General features: G+C 73.4%; 17 protein-coding genes. 15 read left to right on the top strand and 2 right to left on the bottom strand.

Annotation, left to right across the window (positions count from 1 at the left end):
* The first annotated feature begins 1 nt into the window (after nucleotide 1).
* The 12 genes from C4U44_RS21875 to C4U44_RS21930 all read left to right on the top strand — a co-directional run bounded on the left by C4U44_RS21875 (nucleotide 2) and on the right by C4U44_RS21930 (nucleotide 15,270).
* Nucleotides 2-1,288: a dihydroorotase gene (locus C4U44_RS21875; RefSeq protein WP_103887655.1), complete on the top strand. Its 1,287-nt coding sequence runs from the start codon at nucleotides 2-4 to the stop codon at nucleotides 1,286-1,288.
* Nucleotides 1,285-1,896, top strand: a complete 612-nt coding sequence (locus tag C4U44_RS21880; RefSeq protein WP_103887656.1) for a PH-like domain-containing protein — start codon at nucleotides 1,285-1,287, stop codon at nucleotides 1,894-1,896. Before C4U44_RS21875 ends, C4U44_RS21880 begins: the two co-directional genes overlap by 4 nt.
* Complete coding sequence (gene carA, locus C4U44_RS21885; protein WP_103887657.1) at nucleotides 1,893-3,050, top strand: glutamine-hydrolyzing carbamoyl-phosphate synthase small subunit; 1,158 nt, start codon at nucleotides 1,893-1,895, stop codon at nucleotides 3,048-3,050. Before C4U44_RS21880 ends, carA begins: the two co-directional genes overlap by 4 nt.
* Nucleotides 3,043-6,357 carry a carbamoyl-phosphate synthase large subunit gene (carB, locus tag C4U44_RS21890; protein ID WP_103887658.1) on the top strand — a complete coding sequence of 1,105 codons (3,315 nt, stop codon included), beginning with the start codon at nucleotides 3,043-3,045 and terminating at the stop codon, nucleotides 6,355-6,357. Before carA ends, carB begins: the two co-directional genes overlap by 8 nt.
* Before the next feature lie 75 nt (nucleotides 6,358-6,432).
* Entirely contained in the window at nucleotides 6,433-7,536 is a 1,104-nt protein-coding gene (locus tag C4U44_RS21895; protein ID WP_103887659.1) for a quinone-dependent dihydroorotate dehydrogenase, read from the top strand.
* A gap of 92 nt (nucleotides 7,537-7,628) precedes the next feature.
* Nucleotides 7,629-8,456, top strand: a complete 828-nt coding sequence (gene pyrF, locus C4U44_RS21900; RefSeq protein ID WP_235032262.1) for an orotidine-5'-phosphate decarboxylase — start codon at nucleotides 7,629-7,631, stop codon at nucleotides 8,454-8,456.
* Nucleotides 8,457-8,713: 257 nt separating this feature from the next.
* Nucleotides 8,714-9,037, top strand: coding sequence for an integration host factor (locus C4U44_RS21905; protein WP_103887661.1), 324 nt, complete (start codon nucleotides 8,714-8,716; stop codon nucleotides 9,035-9,037).
* A 48-nt stretch (nucleotides 9,038-9,085) separates the two neighbouring features.
* Nucleotides 9,086-9,709, top strand: a complete 624-nt coding sequence (gene gmk, locus C4U44_RS21910) for a guanylate kinase (RefSeq protein ID WP_103887662.1) — start codon at nucleotides 9,086-9,088, stop codon at nucleotides 9,707-9,709.
* Nucleotides 9,710-9,801: 92 nt separating this feature from the next.
* On the top strand, nucleotides 9,802-10,077 hold the full coding sequence (gene rpoZ / locus C4U44_RS21915) for a DNA-directed RNA polymerase subunit omega (protein WP_103887663.1): 276 nt from the start codon (nucleotides 9,802-9,804) through the stop codon (nucleotides 10,075-10,077).
* Nucleotides 10,078-10,194: 117 nt separating this feature from the next.
* Nucleotides 10,195-11,418 (top strand): bifunctional phosphopantothenoylcysteine decarboxylase/phosphopantothenate--cysteine ligase CoaBC, encoded by a 1,224-nt coding sequence (gene coaBC, locus C4U44_RS21920; protein ID WP_103887664.1) that lies wholly within the window; start codon nucleotides 10,195-10,197, stop codon nucleotides 11,416-11,418.
* Nucleotides 11,419-11,696: 278 nt separating this feature from the next.
* A complete protein-coding gene (gene metK / locus C4U44_RS21925; protein ID WP_103887665.1) occupies nucleotides 11,697-12,914 on the top strand; it encodes a methionine adenosyltransferase in 1,218 nt (405 codons plus the stop codon).
* A gap of 232 nt (nucleotides 12,915-13,146) precedes the next feature.
* Nucleotides 13,147-15,270 carry a primosomal protein N' gene (locus C4U44_RS21930; RefSeq protein WP_235032248.1) on the top strand — a complete coding sequence of 708 codons (2,124 nt, stop codon included), beginning with the start codon at nucleotides 13,147-13,149 and terminating at the stop codon, nucleotides 15,268-15,270.
* Nucleotides 15,271-15,760: 490 nt separating this feature from the next.
* Here C4U44_RS21930 and C4U44_RS21935 read toward each other — a convergent pair whose 3' ends face one another.
* The gene (locus C4U44_RS21935) at nucleotides 15,761-16,207 is read right to left on the bottom strand and encodes a hypothetical protein (RefSeq protein ID WP_103887667.1); all 447 of its coding nucleotides are present in this window, start codon (nucleotides 16,205-16,207) and stop codon (nucleotides 15,761-15,763) included.
* Between the two features lie 252 nt (nucleotides 16,208-16,459).
* Between C4U44_RS21935 and def the strand changes: the two genes are divergently transcribed.
* The 3 genes from def to C4U44_RS21950 all read left to right on the top strand — a co-directional run bounded on the left by def (nucleotide 16,460) and on the right by C4U44_RS21950 (nucleotide 19,688).
* The gene (def, locus tag C4U44_RS21940; RefSeq protein WP_103887668.1) at nucleotides 16,460-17,005 is read left to right on the top strand and encodes a peptide deformylase; all 546 of its coding nucleotides are present in this window, start codon (nucleotides 16,460-16,462) and stop codon (nucleotides 17,003-17,005) included.
* Nucleotides 17,006-17,042: 37 nt separating this feature from the next.
* Nucleotides 17,043-17,975: a methionyl-tRNA formyltransferase gene (gene fmt, locus C4U44_RS21945; protein WP_103887669.1), complete on the top strand. Its 933-nt coding sequence runs from the start codon at nucleotides 17,043-17,045 to the stop codon at nucleotides 17,973-17,975.
* A 294-nt stretch (nucleotides 17,976-18,269) separates the two neighbouring features.
* Nucleotides 18,270-19,688 (top strand): RsmB/NOP family class I SAM-dependent RNA methyltransferase, encoded by a 1,419-nt coding sequence (locus C4U44_RS21950; RefSeq protein ID WP_103887792.1) that lies wholly within the window; start codon nucleotides 18,270-18,272, stop codon nucleotides 19,686-19,688.
* 87 nt (nucleotides 19,689-19,775) lie between these two features.
* Here C4U44_RS21950 and C4U44_RS21955 read toward each other — a convergent pair whose 3' ends face one another.
* Nucleotides 19,776-21,323: a glycoside hydrolase family 27 protein gene (locus C4U44_RS21955; RefSeq protein WP_235032263.1), complete on the bottom strand. Its 1,548-nt coding sequence runs from the start codon at nucleotides 21,321-21,323 to the stop codon at nucleotides 19,776-19,778.
* Nucleotides 21,324-21,665: the final 342 nt, after the last annotated feature.

A 21,665-nucleotide genomic window follows, 5' to 3' on the forward strand; every position in this document is an offset into this window, starting at 1 on the left:
GATGAGCAAGATCCTGATCCGCGGTGCGCGGCTGCTCGGCGGCGAGCCGATGGACGTCCTGATCGACGGCGAGCGCATCGCCGAGGTCGGCACCGGCCTCACCGCCGAGGGCGCCGACGTCGTCGAGGGCGAGGGCCGCATCCTGCTGCCCGGCCTGGTCGACCTGCACACCCACCTGCGCGAGCCCGGCCGCGAGGACTCCGAGACGGTGCTCACCGGCACCCGCGCCGCGGCCGTCGGCGGCTACACCGCGGTGCACGCGATGGCGAACACCTTCCCGGTCGCCGACACCGCCGGCGTCGTGGAGCAGGTGTGGCGGCTCGGCAAGGAGTCGGGCTACTGCGACGTGCAGCCGGTCGGCGCCGTCACCGTCGGGCTGGAGGGACGCAAACTCGCCGAGCTGGGCGCCATGGCCGACTCCGCCGCGCGGGTGCGGGTCTTCTCCGACGACGGCAAGTGCGTGGACGACGCGGTGATCATGCGCCGCGCGCTGGAGTACGTGAAGGCGTTCGGCGGGGTCGTCGCCCAGCACGCGCAGGAGCCCCGGCTGACCGAGGGCGCCCAGATGAACGAGGGCATCGTCTCCGGCGAGCTGGGCCTGACCGGCTGGCCCGCGGTCGCCGAGGAGTCGATCATCGCGCGGGACGTGCTGCTGGCCGCGCACGTCGGCTCCCGGGTGCACATCTGCCACCTGTCCACGGCGGGCTCGGTGGAGATCGTCCGCTGGGCGAAGTCCAAGGGCTGGGACGTCACCGCCGAGGTCACCCCGCACCACCTGCTGCTCACCGACGAGCTCGTCCGGACGTACAACCCCGTCTACAAGGTCAACCCGCCGCTGCGCACCGAGGCCGACGTGATGGCGCTGCGCGAGGCACTCGCCGACGGCACCATCGACTGCGTCGCCACCGACCACGCCCCGCACCCGACCGAGGACAAGGACTGCGAGTGGCCCGCGGCCGCCATGGGCATGGTCGGCCTGGAGACCGCGCTGTCCGTGGTGCAGCACACCATGGTCGACACCGGCCTGCTGGACTGGAGCGGCGTCGCCGACCGGATGTCGGCCCGGCCCGCCGCGATCGGGCGGCTCGCCGGACACGGCCGGCCGATCGCCGCGGGCGAGCCCGCGAACCTGGTACTCCTCGATCCCGCATACCGTGGAGCCGTCAACCCCGCGGACTTCGCCTCCCGCAGCCGCAACACCCCCTACGAGGGACGCGAGCTGCCCGGCCGGGTCATCGCGACCTTCCTGCGGGGCCGTGCGACGGTCATGGACGGGAAGCTCACGTGACGACTCCTCTGACAGCGCTGGCGGCCGCGACCGCCGACGGCGGCAAGCACTCCGCGCAGGTCACCCACTGGTCGGACCGGCTCGGCTGGATCGTCGGGCTGATCCTGGTGATCGGCCTGGTCTACTGGCTGATGCGGCAGGGCTGGCAGTGGCGGCGCACCCTCCAGGGCGGCCTGCCCGAGCTCCCGCAGCCGCCCGAGGACCCGGCCGAGCTGGGCGAGCCGCTGCTGGTCACGGACGCGCGCTACCACGGCTCCACCACCGCCGGGCAGTGGCTCGACCGGATCGTCGCGCACGGCCTCGGCGTCCGCAGCAAGGCCCGGCTCACCCTGACCGCGCGCGGCCTGCTGGTCGAGCGCACCGGCGCCCCCGGCTTCCTCGTGCCCGCCGGCGCCCTGCGCGGTGCCCGGCTCGACCAGGCCATCGCCGGCAAGGTGCTGCCCGAGGGCGGCCTGCTCGTGGTCACCTGGGAGCACGGCGGCACCCTCATCGACTCCGGCTTCCGCTCGGAGCACGCGGCCGAACATCCCGCCTGGGCCGAGGCGATCACCGAACTGAGCGGCGAACGAGCCGTCGCGTTCACCACCGACAAGGAAGGCGCACGATGACGACCTCCACCCGGGCGGCCACCGCGCCCGCCGTACTCGTCCTGGAGGACGGCCGCACCTTTCGCGGCCGCGCCTACGGGGCCGTGGGGGAGACCTTCGGCGAGGCCGTGTTCTCCACCGGCATGACCGGCTACCAGGAGACGCTGACCGACCCCTCCTACCACCGCCAGGTCGTCGTCATGACCGCCCCGCACGTCGGCAACACCGGCGTCAACGACGAGGACCCCGAGTCCCGCCGGATCTGGGTGGCCGGATACGTGGTGCGCGACCCCGCCCGCGTCCCGTCCAACTGGCGCTCGCGCCGCGGTCTCGACGAGGAACTGGCCGCCCAGGGCGTGGTCGGCATCAGCGGCATCGACACCCGCGCGCTGACCCGGCACCTGCGCGAGCGCGGCGCCATGCGGGTCGGCATCTTCTCCGGCGCCGCCCTCGGCGGCGGCTCCGGCAACGGGGCGCCCGACGACGCCGCGCTGCTGGCGCGGGTCCGCCAGGCCCCCGAGATGGCCGGCGCGGACCTGTCCGCCGAGGTCGCCACCCAGGAGGCGTACACCGTCCCCGCCATCGGCGCCAAGCGCTTCACCGTGGCCGCTCTCGACCTCGGCATCAAGGGGATGACCCCGCACCGGATGGCCCAGCGCGGCATCGAGGTGCGCGTCCTGCCCGCGACCGCGACCGTGGAGGAGGTGTACGCGACCGCGCCCGACGGGGTGTTCCTGTCCAACGGCCCCGGCGACCCCGCCACCGCCGAGCTCGGCGTCATCCAGGCGGTCCTGGAGCGCGGCACCCCGCTGTTCGGGATCTGCTTCGGCAACCAGCTGCTCGGCCGGGCGCTCGGCTTCGGCACGTACAAGCTCAAGTACGGTCACCGCGGCATCAACCAGCCGGTGCAGGACCGTTCCACCGGCAAGGTCGAGGTCACCGCGCACAACCACGGGTTCGCCGTCGACGCCCCGCTCGACCGGGTCAGCGACACCCCGTACGGGCGCGCCGAGGTCAGCCACGTCTGCCTCAACGACAACGTCGTGGAGGGGCTGCGGCTGCTCGACAAGCCGGCCTTCAGCGTCCAGTACCACCCCGAGGCGGCCGCCGGCCCGCACGACGCCGCGTACCTGTTCGACCGCTTCGTTTCCCTGATGGAGGGCCAGCGTGCCTAAGCGCACCGATATCCAGTCCGTCCTGGTCATCGGCTCCGGCCCGATCGTCATCGGCCAGGCAGCGGAGTTCGACTACTCCGGCACCCAGGCGTGCCGCGTCCTGAAGGCCGAGGGCCTGCGGGTCATCCTGGTCAACTCCAACCCGGCCACGATCATGACCGACCCGGAGATCGCCGACGCCACCTACGTGGAGCCGATCACCCCCGAGTACGTCGAGAAGATCATCGCCAAGGAGCGCCCCGACGCGCTGCTGCCCACCCTCGGCGGCCAGACCGCGCTGAACACCGCGATCGCGCTGCACGAGAACGGCGTGCTGGCCAAGCACGAGGTGGAGCTGATCGGCGCCAACGTCGAGGCCATCCACAAGGGCGAGGACCGCGACCTGTTCAAGGGCGTGGTCGAGGCGGTGCGCCGCAGGATCGGGCACGGCGAGTCCGCCCGCTCGGTGATCTGCCGCACCATGGACGACGTGCTGGCCGGCGTGGAGACCCTCGGCGGCTACCCGGTCGTGGTCCGCCCCTCCTTCACCATGGGCGGCGCCGGCTCCGGCTTCGCCCACGACGAGACGGAGCTGCGCCGGATCGCCGGCCAGGGCCTGACCCTCTCGCCGACCACCGAGGTGCTCCTGGAGGAGTCCATCCTCGGCTGGAAGGAGTACGAGCTGGAGCTGATGCGCGACAAGCACGACAACGTGGTGGTCGTCTGCTCCATCGAGAACTTCGACCCGATGGGCGTGCACACCGGCGACTCCATCACCGTCGCGCCCGCGATGACGCTCACCGACCGCGAGTACCAGGTCCTGCGCGACATCGGCATCGAGGTGATCCGCGAGGTCGGCGTCGACACCGGCGGCTGCAACATCCAGTTCGCGGTGAACCCCGAGGACGGCCGGGTCATCGTCATCGAGATGAACCCCCGGGTCTCCCGCTCCTCCGCGCTCGCGTCCAAGGCCACCGGCTTCCCGATCGCGAAGATCGCCGCGCGCCTGGCGGTCGGCTACACCCTGGACGAGATCCCCAACGACATCACCGAGCAGACCCCGGCGTCCTTCGAACCCACCCTGGACTACGTGGTGGTGAAGGTGCCGCGGTTCGCCTTCGAGAAGTTCCCGGCCGCCGACGCCGCTCTCACCACCACCATGAAGTCGGTGGGCGAGGCGATGGCGATCGGCCGCAACTTCACCGAGGCGCTGAACAAGGCGCTGCGCTCGCTGGAGAAGAAGGGCTCGCAGTTCGACTTCGCCGGCCCGGCCGACCCGGCCGCCAAGGACGAGCTGCTGGCGACGGCGGCCGTGCCCACCGACGGCCGGATCAATACCGTCATGGCCGCGATCCGGGCCGGCGCGACCGCGCAGGAGGTCTTCGACGCCACGAGGATCGATCCGTGGTTCGTGGACCAGCTCTTCCTGATCAAGGAGCTCGCCGACGAGCTGGCCGCCGCCGACCGGCTCGAGCCGGTGCTGCTGGCCGAAGCCAAGCGGCACGGCTTCTCCGACGCCCAGATCGCCGAGATCCGCGGCCTGCGCGAGGACGTCGTCCGCGAGGTCCGGCACACCCTCGGCATCCGCCCGGTCTACAAGACGGTCGACACCTGCGCCGCCGAGTTCGCCGCCCGCACGCCGTACTTCTACTCCTCCTACGACGAGGAGTCCGAGGTCGCGCCCCGGACCAGGCCCGCGGTGATCATCCTCGGCTCGGGCCCCAACCGGATCGGCCAGGGCATCGAGTTCGACTACTCCTGCGTGCACGCGTCCTTCGCGCTGCACGACGCCGGGTACGAGACGGTGATGGTCAACTGCAACCCCGAGACGGTCTCCACCGACTACGACACCTCCGACCGGCTCTACTTCGAGCCGCTCACCCTGGAGGACGTGCTGGAGATCGTGCACGCCGAGCAACTGGCCGGACCGCTGGCCGGCGTCATCGTCCAGCTCGGCGGCCAGACCCCGCTCGGCCTGGCCCAGGCGCTGAAGGACAACGGGGTGCCGGTCGTGGGCACCTCGCCCGAGGCGATCCACCTCGCCGAGGACCGCGGCGCCTTCGGCCAGGTGCTCGCCGAGGCCGGCCTGCCCGCGCCCAAGCACGGCACCGCCACCTCCTTCCCCGGCGCCAAGGCCATCGCCGACGAGATCGGCTACCCGGTGCTGGTCCGCCCCTCCTACGTGCTCGGCGGGCGCGGCATGGAGATCGTCTACGACGAGTCCCGGCTGGCCGCGTACATCGAGGAGTCCACCGAGATCAGCCCGACCCGCCCGGTGCTGGTCGACCGGTTCCTGGACGACGCCATAGAGATCGACGTGGACGCCCTCTACGACGGTCACGAGCTGTACCTCGGCGGGGTCATGGAGCACATCGAGGAGGCCGGCATCCACTCCGGCGACTCGGCGTGCGCGCTGCCCCCGATCACCCTGGGCGGCCACGACATCAAGCGGCTGCGGGCCTCCACGGAGGCCATCGCCGCGGGAGTCGGGGTGCGCGGGCTGATCAACATCCAGTTCGCGCTGGCCGGGGACATCCTCTACGTGCTGGAGGCCAACCCGCGCGCCTCGCGCACCGTGCCGTTCACCTCCAAGGCGACCGCCGTGCCGCTCGCCAAGGCGGCGGCCCGGATCTCGCTCGGCGCGACCGTCGCCGAACTGCGCGCGGAGGGGCTGCTGCCGGCCGCCGGCGACGGCGGCACCCTGCCGCTGGACGCGCCGATCTCCGTCAAGGAGGCCGTGCTGCCCTGGAGCCGCTTCCGCGACGTGCAGGGCCGCGGGGTGGACACCATCCTCGGCCCGGAGATGCGCTCCACCGGCGAGGTGATGGGCATCGACGCGGTCTTCGGCACCGCCTACGCCAAGTCGCAGGCCGGCGCGTACGGCGCGCTGCCCACCAAGGGCCGCGCGTTCATCTCGGTGGCCAACCGCGACAAGCGGGCGCTGATCTTCCCGGCGCGGGCGCTGATCGAGCACGGCTTCGAGCTGCTGGCCACCTCCGGCACCGCCGAGGTGCTGCGGCGCAACGGCATCGACGCGCGGGTCGTCCGCAAGCAGAGCGAGGGGACCGGGCCCGACGGTGAGCCCACCGTGGTCACCCTCATCCACGAGGGCGAGATCGACCTGATCGTCAACACGCCCTTCGGCACCGGCGGACGCCTCGACGGCTACGACATCCGCACCGCCGCCGTCGCCCGGGGCATCCCGTGCCTGACCACCGTCCAGGCGCTGGCTGCCGCGGTCCAGGGCATCGACGCCCTGACGCACGGCGGTATCGGGGTGCGGTCGCTGCAGGAACACGCGGAGCGCCTGATCGCGGCCCGGGCCTGACCACTGGCCGCCCCGCCCCTGCGGGGGTGGGGCGGTCACCACCGGGGCGCACCCTTCGACGAACGAAAGCGAGCCATGTACGCCCTCTTCTTCAGGCTGGTCTTCCGGCGGATGGACGCCGAGAAGGCGCACCACCTGGCCTTCCGGTGGATCCGGCTGGCCGCCCGGGTGCCGGTGCTGCGGACGTTCCTCGCGGCCGCGCTGGCACCGCGGTACGCCGAACTGCGCACCCAGGCGCTGGGCCTGCGGATGCACGGCCCGTTCGGGCTGGCGGCCGGCTTCGACAAGAACGCGGTCGCCATCGACGGGATGGCGATGCTCGGCTTCGGGCACGTGGAGATCGGCACCGTCACGGCGCAGGCCCAGCCCGGCAACCCGAAGAAGCGGCTGTTCCGGCTGGTCCGCGACCGGGCCCTGATCAACCGGATGGGCTTCAACAACGACGGGTCGGCGGCCGTGGCCGCCCGGCTCGGGGCCCGTCGGGAGGTCTTCCGGACCACCGTCGGCGTCAACATCGGCAAGACCAAGGTGGTCCCGGAGCAGGACGCGGTCGCGGACTACGTGACCTCGACCGAGCGGCTGGCCCGGTACGCCGACTACCTCGTGGTCAACGTGTCCTCGCCCAACACCCCCGGCCTGCGCAACCTGCAGGCCACCGAAGCGCTGCGCCCGCTGCTCGCGGCGGTGCGCGAGGCCGCCGACCGCACCGTCACCGACCGCCGGGTGCCGCTGCTGGTGAAGATCGCCCCCGACCTCGCGGACGAGGACGTCGACGCCGTCGCCGACCTGGCCCTCGAACTGGGCCTGGACGGCATCATCGCCACCAACACCACGATCGGCCGCGCGGGCCTGCGCTCCGACCCCGCACTGACCGCGGAGACCGGCGGGCTGTCCGGGGCGCCGCTCAAGTCCCGCTCGCTGGAGGTGCTGCGCCGGCTGTACGCGCGGGTGGGTGACCGGGTCACCCTGGTCGGTGTCGGCGGGGTGGAGGACGCGGAGGACGCCTGGCAGCGCATCCTGGCCGGCGCCACTCTCGTCCAGGGGTACACCGCCTTCATCTACCGCGGCCCGTTCTGGATGCGCGCCGTGCACAAGGGGCTGGCCGCCCGGCTGGCCGCGAGCCCGTACGCCACCCTCGCCGACGCCGTCGGCGCGGACTCCCGGAAGGTGACCTCATGACCGGCAGCAGCGGCACGACGCCCACCGGGGCGGGCGCACCCGGCACCGGGTCCGGGCAGCAGGAGCCGTTCGGTGCCCGGCTGCGCCGTGCGATGGACACCCGCGGCCAGCTGTGCGTCGGCATCGACCCGCATGCGCGGTTGCTGACCGACTGGGGGCTGCCCGACGACCCGGGCGGCCTGGAGCGCTTCACGATGACCGTGGTGGACGCCCTGGCCGAGCACACCGCGGTGTTCAAGCCGCAGTCCGCGTTCTTCGAGCGGTTCGGCTCGCGCGGTGTCGCGGTGCTGGAGAAGGCGGTGGCGCGGGCACGCGCGGCGGGCGCCCTGGTGCTGATGGACGCCAAGCGCGGCGACATCGGCTCGACGATGGCGGCGTACGCGGCCACGTACCTGGACAAGGACTCCCCGTTGTTCTGCGACGCGGTGACGGTCAGCCCCTACCTCGGTTTCGAGTCGCTGCGGCCGGCGCTGGACGCCGCCGCGGTGTCCGGCGCGGGGGTGTTCGTCCTGGCACTGACCTCCAACCCGGAGGGCGCCCAGGTGCAGCGTGCGACCGCCGCGGGCGGCCGGTCGGTGGCGCAGGTGATGCTGGACGCGATCGCGGCCGAGAACGAAGGGGTACGGCCGCTCGGCTCGGTCGGCGCGGTGGTCGGCGCGACGCTCGGCGAGGTGGGCGCGGACCTCGCGGTCAACGGCCCGCTGCTGGCCCCCGGCGTCGGCGCCCAGGGCGCGACGCCGGCCGATCTCCCGGCGGTTTTCGGTGCGGCACTGCCGAACGTGCTGCCGAGTGTGAGCCGCGATGTGCTGCGGCACGGACCGGACGCCGGTGCTTTGTTGAAATCGGTACGAGACTATGTCGATCACGTGCGCGCGGTGATGACCGGAACGGGTGAATCCCGCGGTATTACCGGCCGGTAATACGTCGAGAAAACGGCCAAAAAAAGGGCCGCTTTCAACCACTGGCCGCATTGACGGCAAAACCTGTTCCGGTTTGTCCCGAATATCCCGCCGGATCGAGTCTGACCAGGACTTTTCATCTGTTCTCGCTGACTTGGGCCGCGCGGACCGCTAGTCTCCGACAGGAGCGCGCCGCCCAGGTGCGCCGCAGGTCGCCCGGTGCTCCCGGGCGGTCCGTACTTCCTATCCGATTGCTCTACATCCGAGGTGACGTAGGCGTGGCTCTTCCGCCCCTTACCCCTGAACAGCGCGCTGCCGCGCTCGAAAAGGCCGCCGCGGCTCGCCGGGAGCGCGCCGAGGTCAAGAACCGGCTCAAGCACTCCGGCGCCAGCTTGCACGACGTGATCAAGCAGGGCCAGGAGAACGATGTCATCGGCAAGATGAAGGTCTCCGCACTCCTTGAGTCGCTTCCTGGCGTCGGCAAGGTCCGCGCCAAGCAGATCATGGAGCGGCTCGGCATCTCCGAGAGCCGCCGTGTGCGCGGGCTCGGTTCCAACCAGATCGCTTCCCTGGAACGCGAGTTCGGCGGCGCTCCCGCCTGAGGGTGACTCCGGGTCCCGCCGCTCTCGGGAACCGGGGATAATCGCTCTATGAGTTCTCCAGCCTCACCGGGGCCGGCCAAGCCCCTCGCCTCGCCGGGGGCTTCCCCGGCCGCCCCGGTCAGACACCCGCGGTTGACCGTGCTCTCCGGCCCCTCCGGGGTCGGGAAGAGCACGGTCGTCGCTCATCTGCGTGCGGCGCAGCCCGAGGTATGGCTCTCGGTGTCCGCGACCACCCGCAGACCCCGTCCTGGCGAGCAGGACGGCGTGCAGTACCGCTTCGTCGACGACGACGAGTTCGACAAACTCGTCGCCAACGGCGAGCTCCTGGAATGGGCCGAGTTCGCCGGCCACCGGTACGGCACCCCGCGTCGCGCGGTACTCGACCGGCTCGCCGACGGCGTGCCCGTGCTGCTGGAGATCGACCTGCAGGGCGCGCGGCTGGTGCGGGACTCCATGCCCGACGCGCACCTGGTCTTCCTCGCGCCGCCCAGCTGGGACGAGCTGGTCCGCCGGCTCACCGGCCGCGGCACCGAGTCGCCCGAGGTGATCGAGCGGCGGCTGGCCGTCGCCCGGATCGAACTGGCCGCCGAATCCGAGTTCGACGAGACGCTTGTCAACACCTCCGTCGAGGATGTAGCGCGTGAGCTGCTAGCCTTGATGAAAATCGGGTGACGTCGCGGTATCACCGCGGCACGCCCGGCAGCGGCCCCCCGGTCCCGGGGCGCCGTTTTCGAAGTCCTTCCACAAGTAGGGGTAGGTAGAGCGTGTCCTCTTCCATCACCACGCCCGAGGGCATCATCAACCCGCCGATCGACGAGCTGCTCGAGGCCACCGACTCCAAGTACAGCCTGGTGATCTACGCGGCGAAGCGCGCCCGCCAGATCAACGCGTACTACTCCCAGCTCGGCGAGGGCCTGCTGGAGTACGTCGGCCCGCTGGTGGACACCCACGTCCACGAGAAGCCGCTCTCCATCGCGCTGCGCGAGATCAACGCCGGCCTGCTGACCTCCGAGGCCGTCGAGGCGCCGCCCACCCAGTGAGGTGAGCACACCGAGGTGAGCACAGCACCTCGACCACGGGCCCGGCGGCGCGACCGCCGGGCCCGTGGTGTGTCATGGAGTGAGCACAACACGGCGGCGCGGCGGAGCGGAGCGGGCATGGGCAGGCCACAGGTCGTACTGGGTGTCGGCGGCGGCATCGCCGCGTACAAGGTCTGCGAACTGCTGCGCCGGCTCACCGAGTCCGGGCACGAGGTCCGGGTCGTCCCCACCGACGCCGCCCTGCACTTCGTCGGCGAGGCCACCTGGGCGGCGCTGTCCGGCAAGCCGGTCTCCACCCGGGTCTGGGACGGCGTCCAGGACGTCCCGCACGTGCGGATCGGGCAGCACGCCGACCTGGTCGTGGTCGCGCCCGCCACCGCCGACCTGCTCGCCAGGGCCGCGCACGGCCTCGCCGACGACCTGCTCACCAGCACCCTGCTCACCGCCCGCTGCCCGGTGGTCTTCGCGCCCGCCATGCACACCGAGATGTGGGAGCACCCCGCCACCCAGGAGAACGTCGCCACCCTCCGGCGCCGCGGCGCGGTCGTCATCGAGCCCGCCGTCGGCCGCCTGACCGGCGTCGACACCGGCAAGGGCCGGCTGCCGGACCCGGACGAGATCTTCGAGGTCTGCCGCCGCACCCTCGCCCGGGGCGCCGCCGCCCCCGACCTGGCCGGGCGGCACGTCGTGGTCAGCGCCGGCGGCACCCGCGAGCCGCTCGACCCCGTGCGGTACCTCGGCAACCGCTCCTCCGGCAAGCAGGGCTACGCCTTCGCCCGCACCGCCGTCGCCCGCGGTGCCCGGGTGACCCTGGTGGCCGCCAACACCGGCACGCTGCCGGACCCGGCCGGCGCCGACGTGGTGGCCGTCGGGACCGCCGAGCAGCTGCGCGAGGCCGTCCTCAAGGCCGCCGCCGACGCCGACGCGGTGGTGATGGCCGCGGCGGTGGCCGACTTCCGCCCCGCCGTCTACGCCGCCGGCAAGATCAAGAAGAGCGACGACGGCACCGGGCCCGCGCCGGTCGAGCTGGTCCGCAACCCCGACGTCCTCGCCGAGCTGTCCGCGCACCGGGCCCGTCCCGGGCAGATCGTGGTCGGCTTCGCCGCCGAGACCGACGACGTCCTGGTCAACGGCCGGGCGAAGCTCACCCGCAAGGGCTGCGACCTGCTGGTCGTCAACGAGGTCGGGGACGGCAAGGCGTTCGGCACCGCGGACAACGAGGCGGTGGTCCTCGGCGCCGACGGCAGCACCACACCGGTGCCGTACGGGCCGAAGGAGGCGCTGGCCGACCAGGTGTGGGACATGGTCGCCGCCCGGTTCACCCGGACCGCCCAGAAGTGACGTGGATCGCTGATCGTGCGCGGTTCGTGCCCGGATCGTGCGCCGTCCGCGGCGTCCGGCCGGTCCCGGCGCGGCCCCGGGACGGCCTCGCAGGGGCGTGAGCAGCAGGGGAGCGGGCCGCGGGCCGTCCGCGGCGTGCAGCTTGTGGCACATCCAAAGAACGAGATGCCTGGGCCTTCTCCGCGGTGCTCACGCTAAGGTGGTCGCGGAGAGCCGGGCGCAGCCCCGCGATCTCCCACCAGATTCAGCCAGCAGCCGCTGCAACCCCAGGGAGCGATGTGTCCCGCCGTCTGTTCACTTCGGAATCAGTGACCGAGGGTCACCCCGACAAGATCGCTGACCAGATCAGCGACACGATTCTCGACGCCCTGCTGACCGCGGACCCCACCTCGCGGGTCGCCGTGGAGACGCTCATCACCACCGGCCAGGTGCACGTCGCGGGCGAGGTCACCACGACCGCCTACGCGGACATCGCCTCGCTGGTGCGGGCGAAGATCCTGGAGATCGGGTACGACTCCTCGAAGAAGGGCTTCGACGGCGCGTCCTGTGGCGTGTCCGTGTCGATCGGCGCGCAGTCGCCGGACATCGCCCAGGGCGTCGACACCGCGTACGAGAAGCGCGTCGGTGCGGATGACGCCGCCGAGGACGAGCTGAACAAGCAGGGCGCGGGCGACCAGGGCCTGATGTTCGGCTACGCCTCGGACGAGACGCCCGAGCTGATGCCGCTGCCGATCACCCTCGCGCACCGCCTGTCGAAGCGGCTGACCGAGGTCCGCAAGAACGGCACCATCCCCTACCTGCGTCCCGACGGCAAGACCCAGGTCACCATCGAGTACGACGGGGACAAGGCGGTCCGGCTGGACACCGTCGTCGTCTCCTCGCAGCACGCCTCCGACATCGACCTGGAGTCGCTGCTCGCCCCCGACATCCGCGAGTTCGTGGTGGAGGTGGAGCTGAAGGCCCTGCTGGACGAGGGCATCAAGCTCGACACCGACGGCTACCGGCTGCTGGTCAACCCGACCGGGCGGTTCGAGATCGGCGGCCCGATGGGTGACGCGGGTCTGACCGGTCGCAAGATCATCATCGACACGTACGGCGGCATGGCCCGGCACGGCGGCGGCGCCTTCTCCGGCAAGGACCCGTCCAAGGTCGACCGCTCGGCCGCCTACGCGATGCGCTGGGTCGCCAAGAACGTGGTCGCGGCGCGGCTCGCCTCCCGCTGCGAGGTCCAGGTCGCCTACGCGATCGGCAAGGCCGAGCCGGTGGGTCTGTTCGTGGAGACCTTCGGCACCGCGAACGTCGAGGTCGAGAAGATCGAGCGGGCCATCGGTGAGGTGTTCGACCTCCGGCCGGCCGCGATCATCCGGGATCTGGATCTGCTGCGGCCGATCTACGCGCAGACCGCGGCGTACGGGCACTTCGGCCGTGAGCTGGATGATTTCACCTGGGAGAAGACGGACCGGGTGGACGCGCTGCGCGCGGCCGCGGGTCTGTAGGTCTCAGGGGTTTCGTACGAGGGTCCTCCCGTCCCGCCTTGATGGTGGGGCGGGCGGACCTTTCTTTGGGGGCGGGCCGCTTCGCGAAGTGTGGCAACTCTCCAGGGGCGCGGGGAACTGCGCGACAAGCCCCCACCGGCCGGGTGGTCCGGCAGCGAGAGCAACTGCCCCCTCGTTTCGGTGGCGGCCGGCGCACGCAGCGGTGTCGCAGCCGTCTGGTAAGAATCACAAGGTGAGCGGCGACGAGGGACCCAAGCGGGAGGGGGCGGCCGAACCGCCGGAGGCGGGCGGCGGAGAGCAGCTCGCGTTGATCCGGGAGACGGTCCGCAAGTCGAAGGAGCCGCGGGCCAAGCCCCGTACCTGGCGGGGTGCGGCCCTCGCCGAGGGGCTGCCGGTGGCGCGGGTGCTGGTGGACAAGGGGCTGGTCCACCTCGACCAGTTCTTCGACTACGCCGTGCCCGCCGCCATGGACGAGGAGGCCCAGCCCGGGGTGCGGGTCCGGGTCAGGTTCGGCGCCCGCGTGGTCAAGGGCCGGCGCGAGGGCGGCACCCTGCACGACGGCTTCGTGGTCGAGCGCCGCACGGACAGCGACTACGCGGGCCCGCTCGCCCCCCTCGCCCAGGTGCTGTCCACCGAACCCGTCCTCACCCCGCCGCTGCTGCGGCTGTGCCGCCAGGTCGCCGACCGGTACGCGGGGGCGCTCGCCGACGTGGTCCAGCTCGCGGTGCCGCCCCGGATGGCCCGCGCCGAGCGGGACCCCTCGCCCGAACCCCGGCCCGATCCCGCGGTGCCGCCGCCTGCCACCTGGTCCCGGTACGCCACCGGACCCGCCTATCTCCAGGCGCTCGCCCGCGGTGACACCCCCCGCGCGGTCTGGCTCGCACTGCCCGGGCCGCACTGGCCCCGCGAGCTGGCCAGCGCCCTGGCCACCGCGCTCGCCTCGGGGCGGGGCGCGCTCGCCGTGCTGCCCGACGGTCGCAGCGCCGCCCGGGTCGACGCGGCCCTCACCGAGCTGCTCGGCGCCGGCCGCCACGTCCTGCTCACCGCCGACGCGGGCCCCGAGGAGCGCTACCGGCGCTGGCTCGCGGTCAGCCGCGGCACCGTCAAGGTGGTGGTCGGCACCCGCGCCGCGATGTTCGCGCCCGTCGCGGACCTCGGCCTGGTCGCGCTGTGGGACGACGGCGACTCCAGCCACGCCGAACCGCACGCGCCGCAACCGCACGCCCGCGACGTGCTGCTGCTGCGGGCCCGCGAGGAGCGCACCGCGTTCCTGCTCGGCGGGGTCACCACCACCGTCGAGGGCGCGCAGCTCGTCGACAGCGGGTGGGCGCTGCCGCTGGCCGCCACCCGCGACCAGGTGCGGGCCGCCGCGCCGCTGGTCCGCACGGTCGGCGACCTCGACCAGGCACGCGACGAGGCCGCCCGCGCCGCCCGGCTCCCGTCGCTGGCCTGGCAGGTCACCCGCGAGGCGCTCGCCCGTGGCCCGGTGCTGGTCCAGGTGCCCCGGCGCGGGTACGTCCCCCGGCTCGGCTGCGACACCTGCCGGGCCCCTGCCCGCTGCGCGGCCTGCGCCGGGCCGCTGGAGGTGCGCGAGGAGGGCGGCACCCCCGCCTGCGGGTGGTGCGGGCGGCCGGCCGCGGACTGGCACTGCCAGGAATGCGGCGGATTCCGGCTGCGGGCGCGGGTGGTGGGGGCGCGGCGGACGGCGGAGGAGCTGGGGCGGGCCTTCCCCCGGGTGCCGGTGCGGACGTCGGGGCGGGACACCGTGCTCGCGACGGTCGGCGGCGCTCCCGCGCTGGTGGTCGCCACGCCGGGGGCCGAGCCGGTCGCGGAGGAGGGCTACGCGGCGGCGCTGCTGCTGGACGGCTGGGCACTGCTGGGCCGCCCCGACCTGCGGGCGGCCGAGGACGCGTTGCGGCGGTGGGCGCTGGCCGCGTCCCTGGTCCGGCCGGCGGGTGAGGGCGGCACCGTCGTGGTGCTGGCCGAGCCGACCCTGCGGCCGGTGCAGGCGCTGGTGCGGTGGGATCCGGCGGGGCATGCCGTGCGGGAGCTCGCCGAGCGCGCCGAGCTGCGGTTCCCGCCGGTGGCGCGGATGGCGGCGGTCGCCGGTCCGCCCGCCGCGGTGGCCGAGTTCGCCGATCTGGTCCGGCTCCCCATGGGGACCGATCTGCTCGGGCCCGTGCCGGTGCAGCGCCCCGCGGGCAGCGATCCCTGGGAGCGCCTGCTGTTCCGGGTCCCCCCGGGCAGCGGGGCCGCGCTCGCCGCCGCGCTCAAGGCCGCGCAGGTGGCGCGCGCGACCCGCAGCGGCAACACGGCACCCCTCCAGCTCCGGATGGACCCCCCCGACATCGGCTGACCACCCCCACCACCCCCACCAACCCCACCACCACGGGCCCCGGCTTCCGGCCGCCGCTTTCCCGGGCCGGGCCGGCATGCCGGGGTGGCGGTCCGGGCCGACCACGCGCCGCCGAACGTCAGCGACTCCTCCCAGCCGTACGGGCCGACCACCGGCCCGGGTGGCCATGGCGGGCGCATCCCCAAGGCCGTGCTCCCCCCGCCGGCAGGCATCGCCGAGCGCGCCGTCGGCCTGCCCATGACCGGGGTGGACGGCGTCGGCGCGCTGCTCGCCCAGTACGGGGTGCAGCTGACGCAGGACACCGCGGCCCAGGCCGGCACGCCCATCCACGCCATCGCCGACCGGTGGGGGTTCCCGCGGCCGGCCGACTTCACCCGGGGCCTTTCGCGCCGCCTTCGGTGTCCCCCCGCGGGAGCACCGGTACCGGGTGCTGGGCGGGGCCGGCGGCAGGGGCGTGGAGCAGGGCGCCTCGTAGCCGGGGCGGGGCCCCTTACGGATTGCGCGGGCTGGGGAACGCCGGTGCGGGCTCCTCCTCGACGGACCGGGCGGCGGGCACCGTGGGCGCGGTGTCCGTCGTGCCGTCGGCGGGGGTGCGGCGCGCACCGTAACGCCGGTGCACCGCCTGCTTGGTCACCCCGAGCGCGGACCCGACCGCGTCCCAGGAGAACCCCAGGGACCGGTCGAACTCCACCGCGGCCGTCACCAGGGTCTCCACGCTGTCCCGCAACTCCTGGGCGAGCCGCACGGTCGGCGCGGGCGCCCGCCCGTACACCACGAAGCCGGCCGAGGGCCCGCCGCGCCGCGGCCGGTAGACGTTGCCGAGCTGGGCGGTCAGCGTCCGCAGCGCGTCCACCTGCCGGCGGACCCGTTCGATGTCCCGCACCAGCAGGTGCAGGCTGGCCCGTGCCTGGGCATCGGGAGTTGCGTGGTCGGGCATCAACAAGCCTCTCCAACCGACGGTGACAAGGATCGGGCCGCGTTCCAGCCGTGTGCGGGCCCGATTTCGGTCAATCTCTCTTGACCAACGCGCCACCGCCCCATGGAGTCACGCCCGACCGGCGCGGCGCCCACCCCGGGGGCGCGCGCCGCCTGCGTGCACTCCCCGTCGCGAGCCGCCCTAGAATTGACCCCCGCCCGCCGACCGCCAGTGGTGCGCCAGGCGCCCCGACCGCCCCAGGAGACCGCACCCGTGTCCGTCAAGCCCATCCGCCTGTTCGGCGACCCGGTGCTGCGCATGGTGGCGCAGCCGGTCACCACCTTCGACCTCGAACTGCGCACCCTGGTCAAGGACCTGACGGACACCATGCTGGAGGCGCCGGGCGCGGGCCTGGCCGCGCCCCAGCTCGGGGTGTCGTTGCGGGTGTTCACGTACAACGTCGACGGCGAGGTCGGCCACCTGATCAACCCCGAACTCACCCTCAGCGACGAGCGGCAGGACGGCCCCGAGGGCTGCCTGTCGATGCCCGGCCTCACCTACGACTGCGCGCGCGCCTACGGTGTCGTCGCCCGGGGCCTCACCATGTACGGCGACCCCGTCGTCCTCGACGGCACCCAGCGGCTGGCCCGGTGCATCCAGCACGAGACGGACCATCTCGACGGCATCCTCTTCGTCGACCGGCTCGACACCGAGCGGCGCAAAGCCGCGATGAAGGCGATCCGGGAGGCGGACTGGGGCGCCCAGGGCGCTCCGCGGGTGAGGATCTCGCCGCACGACACGTTCGGCCGCGCCCTGTGAGCCCCACCGCCGCCCACCGAGAGGTACACCCCGCCCCATGAAGCTCGTCTTCGCCGGCACCCCCGAGGTCGCCGTCCCCGCACTGGACGCCCTGCTCGCCTCCGACCGGCACGAGGTCGTCGCCGTCGTCACCCGCCCCGACGCCGTCGCGGGGCGCGGCCGCAAGCTGCTGGCCAGCCCCGTCGCGCAGCGCGCGGAAGAGGCCGGGATCGAGGTCCTCAAGCCGGCCCGGCCGCGCGACGAGGACTTCCTCGCCCGGCTGCGGGAGATCGGCCCGGACTGCTGCCCGGTGGTCGCCTACGGCGCGCTGCTGCCGAAGGTGGCGCTGGACGTGCCCGCCCGCGGCTGGGTGAACCTGCACTTCTCGCTGCTGCCCGCCTGGCGTGGCGCCGCACCCGTGCAGCACGCGGTCATGGCGGGGGACGAGGTGACCGGCGCGTCCACCTTCCTCATCGAGCAGGGCCTGGACTCCGGGCCGGTGTACGGCGTCGTCACCGAGGAGATCCGCCCCCGCGACACCAGCGGCGACCTGCTCGGCCGGCTCTCGCAGAGCGGCGCGCGGCTGCTGGTCGCCACGATGGACGGCATCGACAGCGGGGACCTCGTCGGCCGGCCGCAGCCCGCCGACGGGATCACGGTCGCCCCCAAGATCACCGTCGAGGACGCGGCCGTCGACTGGTCCGCGCCGGCGCTGCGCGTCGACCGGCTGATCCGCGGGTGCACGCCCGCGCCCGGCGCGTGGACGCTGCTCGGTGGCGAGCGCGTCAAGCTCGGCCCGGTCGTGCCCGCGCCCGACGCGGAGGGGCTCGCGCCCGGCGAGATCACGGTCACCAAGAAGGCGGTGTTCGTGGGGACGGGGAGCCACCCGGTCCGGCTGGGGGAGGTCCAGGCGGTCGGGAAGCGGTTGATGGGTGCGGCGGACTGGGCGCGGGGCCTCCGTCTCGAGCCGGGCACACGTTTCGGCGCCTGACCCGCCCGGCTGCCCCGTCCTGTGCGCCACGGGACCTTGCGGTCCGGCTGTGGTTGCCCGCGCGGTTCCTCCCCCAGCCTGGCGGCGGGGAGGTGCCCCCAGCGCCCCTTGTGGGTGACCGTCTTTTCGCGGAAAGAGCCGCACCTACCCAGGGGCGCGGGGAACTGCGCGAACAACCACGACGGCGGGGCGGCCGGGGGCGGAGGGGACCGACGCGGCGAGTAGCCGGTAGGGCGCCTTACGCTGGAGGGCGAGCCGTCCCCGTAAGAAAAAACCGGAGCACCTTTGAAGAACATGCAGGGCAAGCCGTACCGCCGTCCGCAGAAGGACCCCGTCAGGGTGCTGGCCTTCGAGGCGTTGCGGGCGGTGGGGGAGCGGGACGCCTACGCGAACCTGGTGCTGCCGGGGCTGCTGCGCGCGGCCGAGCAGGACGCGGTGAAGAAGGGGCGGACCTTCGACCGCCGGGACGCGGCCCTGGCCACGGAGCTGGTGTACGGCACGCTGCGCCACCAGGGCACGTACGACGCGGTGATCGCCGCCTGCGTGGACCGCCCGCTGCGCGAGGTGGACCCGCCGGTGCTGGACGTGCTGGCGCTGGGCGCGCACCAGTTGCTCGGCACCCGGATCCCGACGCACGCCGCGGTCTCGGCCACCGTGGAGCTGGCCCGGGTGGTGCTGGGCGACGGGCGGGCGCGCTTCGTGAACGCGGTCCTCCGCAAGGTCTCCGCGCAGGACCTCGGCGCGTGGCTGGCACAGGTCGCCCCGCAGTACGACGAGGACCCGGAGGAGTACCTGGCCGTGGTGCACTCGCACCCGCGCTGGGTGGTGTCGGCCCTGTGGGACGCGCTCGGCGGCGGCCGGGCGGGCATCGAGGACCTGCTGGAGGCCGACAACGAGCGGCCCGAGGTGACGCTGGTGGCCCGCCCGGGCCGCAGCACCCCGCAGGAGATCGCCGCCACGCTGCCGCCGGAGTCGACCGAGCCGGGCCGCTGGTCGCCGTACGCGCTGCGGCTGGCCGAGGGCGGCGATCCGGCCGCGGTGCCGGCGGTGCGGGACGGCGACGCCGGAGTGCAGGACGAGGGCAGCCAGCTCGTGGCGGCCGCGCTCGCCGCGGCGCCGCTGGAGGGGCCGGACGCGCGCTGGCTCGACGGGTGCGCGGGCCCGGGCGGGAAGGCCGCGCTGCTCGCGGCGCTGGCCGCCGAACGCGGTGCGGTGCTGGTCGCGGCGGAGAAGCAGCCGCACCGCGCCCGGCTGGTCTCCCGCGCGCTGCACGGCAACCCCGGCCCGTACCAGGTGGTGGTCGCCGACGGCACCCGTCCGGTGTGGCGGCCCGGGGCGTTCGACCGGGTGCTGGTCGACGTGCCCTGCACCGGTCTGGGCGCGCTGCGCCGCCGCCCGGAGGCGCGCTGGCGGCGCCGTGCCGAGGACGTCGGCGGCTTCGGGCCGCTCCAGCGGGGCCTGCTCACCGAAGCGCTGGCGGCGGTACGGCCGGGCGGCGTCGTCGCGTACGCGACCTGCTCCCCGCACCTGGCCGAGACGCGCGCGGTCGTCGAGGACGTGCTGCGCGCCGCGAACGCGCCCGCCGCCGAACAGCTCGACGCCCGGCCGCTGCTGCCCGGCGTCCCCTCCCTCGGCGACGGCCCGGACGTCCAGCTCTGGCCGCACCTGCACGGCACCGACGCGATGTACCTGGCGCTGCTCCGCCGCACCTGACCGGCCCCCCGCGGACAGCGCGGCGGCCCCCGGCGCGCGGTGGGTCGCGCGCGCCGGGGGCCGCCGTTCACCGGCCTGGGGAGGGGGTCAGGCCAGGCTCCACTGCTGGTTGGCGCCGCCGTTGCAGGTCCACAGTTCCAGTGCGGTGCCGTTGACGTTGCCGGCCGGCTTGTCGCCGCCGGTGACGTCCAGGCACAGGCCGGACTGGGTGCCGGTGATGGTGCCGTCCGGGTTCAGCTGCCATTTCTGGTTGGCGCCGCCGTTGCACGACCAGAGCTCGACCTTGGTGCCCGTGGTGGTCTGGTTGTTGTAGGCGTCCAGGCACTGGGTCCCGCCGTACAGCCGCAGCTCGCCGGCCGAGGTGAGGGTGGCCGCCTGGTTGGTGCCGCCGTTGCAGTCCCAGATCTCGATGGCCGTGCCCGGGTCGGTCGCGCCGCCGGCCGCGTCCAGGCAGCGGTGCGAGGACGCGCCGAGCAGCGGGTGGGTGGTGCCGACGCTGCTGCCGCTGCCGGGCGAGACCCGGAACATCACGGTGCCGTGGCCGGGCACCGAGGCGGAGATGGCGCCGCTGCTGGTGCTGACCGCGTTCGTCCACAGGTTGGTCAGCTTGTACGACGAGGAGGACGGTGCCTTGACCGCCGCGGCCGTCGTGCTGATGGTGGCCGTCGAGGAGTTCTCGTTGAACAGCGCCACGGACACGTCGCCGTTGGAGAGCGGCTTGGTGAGCACGTCCAGGCCGCCGGAGGACGACACCTCGGTGCCCTGCTTGCCCAGCGTGTCCTGGTCGACCGCGATCACCGACTTGTTGCCGTACAGCGACAGCGTGGCCGCGGTCGCGCTGCGCAGGTCGGTGCCGGCGATCAGCGGCGCGGCCATCTCCGCCCACAGGCTGAACTCGCTGCGGTCCTCGGTGAAGGACATGCCGTTGCCGACCTCCAGCATGTCCGGGTCGTTCCAGGCACCGGGGCCCGCGTACTGCGCGAGCTGCACGTTGCTGTGGAAGATCGACAGCATCGAGCCGAACGACGCGTTGATGTCACCGGTGGTGCGCCACAGGTTGCCGGTGCCGGCGCCCCAGGTCCACACGTTGTCCTCGCCCCACTCGCACATGCTGAAGACGATGGCCCGGCCGGTGTTGTGCAGGGCGTCGCGCATCGCGTTGTAGCGCGTCTCCCAGGGCACGCCCTGGTTGTTGCAGTTGTCGTACTTCAGGTAGTCCACGCCCCAGGACGCGAAGCTGTTCGCGTCCTGCTGCTCGTGGTTGAGGCTGCCGGGGTAGCCGGCGCAGGTGGCGGTGCCCGCGCTCTCGTAGATGCCCAGCTTGAGGCCCTTGGCGTGGACGTACGCCGCGGTGCCGCTGATCCCGTCGGGGAACTTCGCCGGGTCGGGCACGAGGTTGCCGGCGGAGTCGCGGTTCTTCGTCATCCAGCAGTCGTCGATGTTGACGTAGTTGTAGCCGTCGTCCCTCAGGCCCGAGGAGACCAGGTAGTCGGCGGTCTGCTCGATCAGCTGCTCGCTGACGTTGCAGCCGAACGCGTTCCAGTCGTTGAAGCCCATCGGGGGTGTACGGGCCAGGCCGTTGTCGAGGGCGTGCGCGCGGGGGCTCGAACCGAGCAGGACGAGCAGCGAGAGCATCAGCAGCGCCGCGACGCCCGCCGCGAGCGATCTGCGCAGCGGGCGGATGGCGAGGAGTGGGGGGAGCGCTGGTCGTGCGGGTGCTGTGGGGCGCATCGTGCCGTCTCCTTCGGTGGGGGAGGGGCGCGCGGGGGGCGCCGCGACGGGCGCGGAACGGGCGGCGCCCACCGCCGCATGTTGCAAAATGACCGGCGGTGTTGGAACTTGGCACGTCGAAGTGTCGGCTTGTGTTGATACTCCGTCAAGTGTTCTGACATGAGTGCGAGATGGGGGTTCGCGGGCACCCGCCGGCCCGCACGGGATCCCGTCCGGCACTCCGCCCGGCGATCCGTCCCGGACCCC

This window comes from Actinacidiphila yanglinensis (assembly GCF_900107965.1).
In the GTDB taxonomy this organism is placed as follows: domain Bacteria; phylum Actinomycetota; class Actinomycetes; order Streptomycetales; family Streptomycetaceae; genus Actinacidiphila; species Actinacidiphila yanglinensis.

Excerpts from the sequence above, each read along its gene's own strand:
- C4U44_RS21875 (WP_103887655.1), top strand. The coding sequence starts at position 2 with ATGAGCAAGATCCTGATCCGCGGTGCGCGGCTGCTCGGCGGCGAGCCG.
- carA (WP_103887657.1), top strand. The coding sequence starts at position 1,893 with ATGACGACCTCCACCCGGGCGGCCACCGCGCCCGCCGTACTCGTCCTG.
- C4U44_RS21895 (WP_103887659.1), top strand. The coding sequence starts at position 6,433 with ATGTACGCCCTCTTCTTCAGGCTGGTCTTCCGGCGGATGGACGCCGAG.
- pyrF (WP_235032262.1), top strand. The coding sequence starts at position 7,629 with ATGGACACCCGCGGCCAGCTGTGCGTCGGCATCGACCCGCATGCGCGG.
- gmk (WP_103887662.1), top strand. The coding sequence starts at position 9,086 with ATGAGTTCTCCAGCCTCACCGGGGCCGGCCAAGCCCCTCGCCTCGCCG.
- coaBC (WP_103887664.1), top strand. The coding sequence starts at position 10,195 with ATGGGCAGGCCACAGGTCGTACTGGGTGTCGGCGGCGGCATCGCCGCG.
- C4U44_RS21935 (WP_103887667.1), bottom strand. The coding sequence starts at position 16,207 with ATGCCCGACCACGCAACTCCCGATGCCCAGGCACGGGCCAGCCTGCAC.
- fmt (WP_103887669.1), top strand. The coding sequence starts at position 17,043 with ATGAAGCTCGTCTTCGCCGGCACCCCCGAGGTCGCCGTCCCCGCACTG.
- C4U44_RS21950 (WP_103887792.1), top strand. The coding sequence starts at position 18,270 with ATGCAGGGCAAGCCGTACCGCCGTCCGCAGAAGGACCCCGTCAGGGTG.
- C4U44_RS21955 (WP_235032263.1), bottom strand. The coding sequence starts at position 21,323 with ATGCTCTCGCTGCTCGTCCTGCTCGGTTCGAGCCCCCGCGCGCACGCC.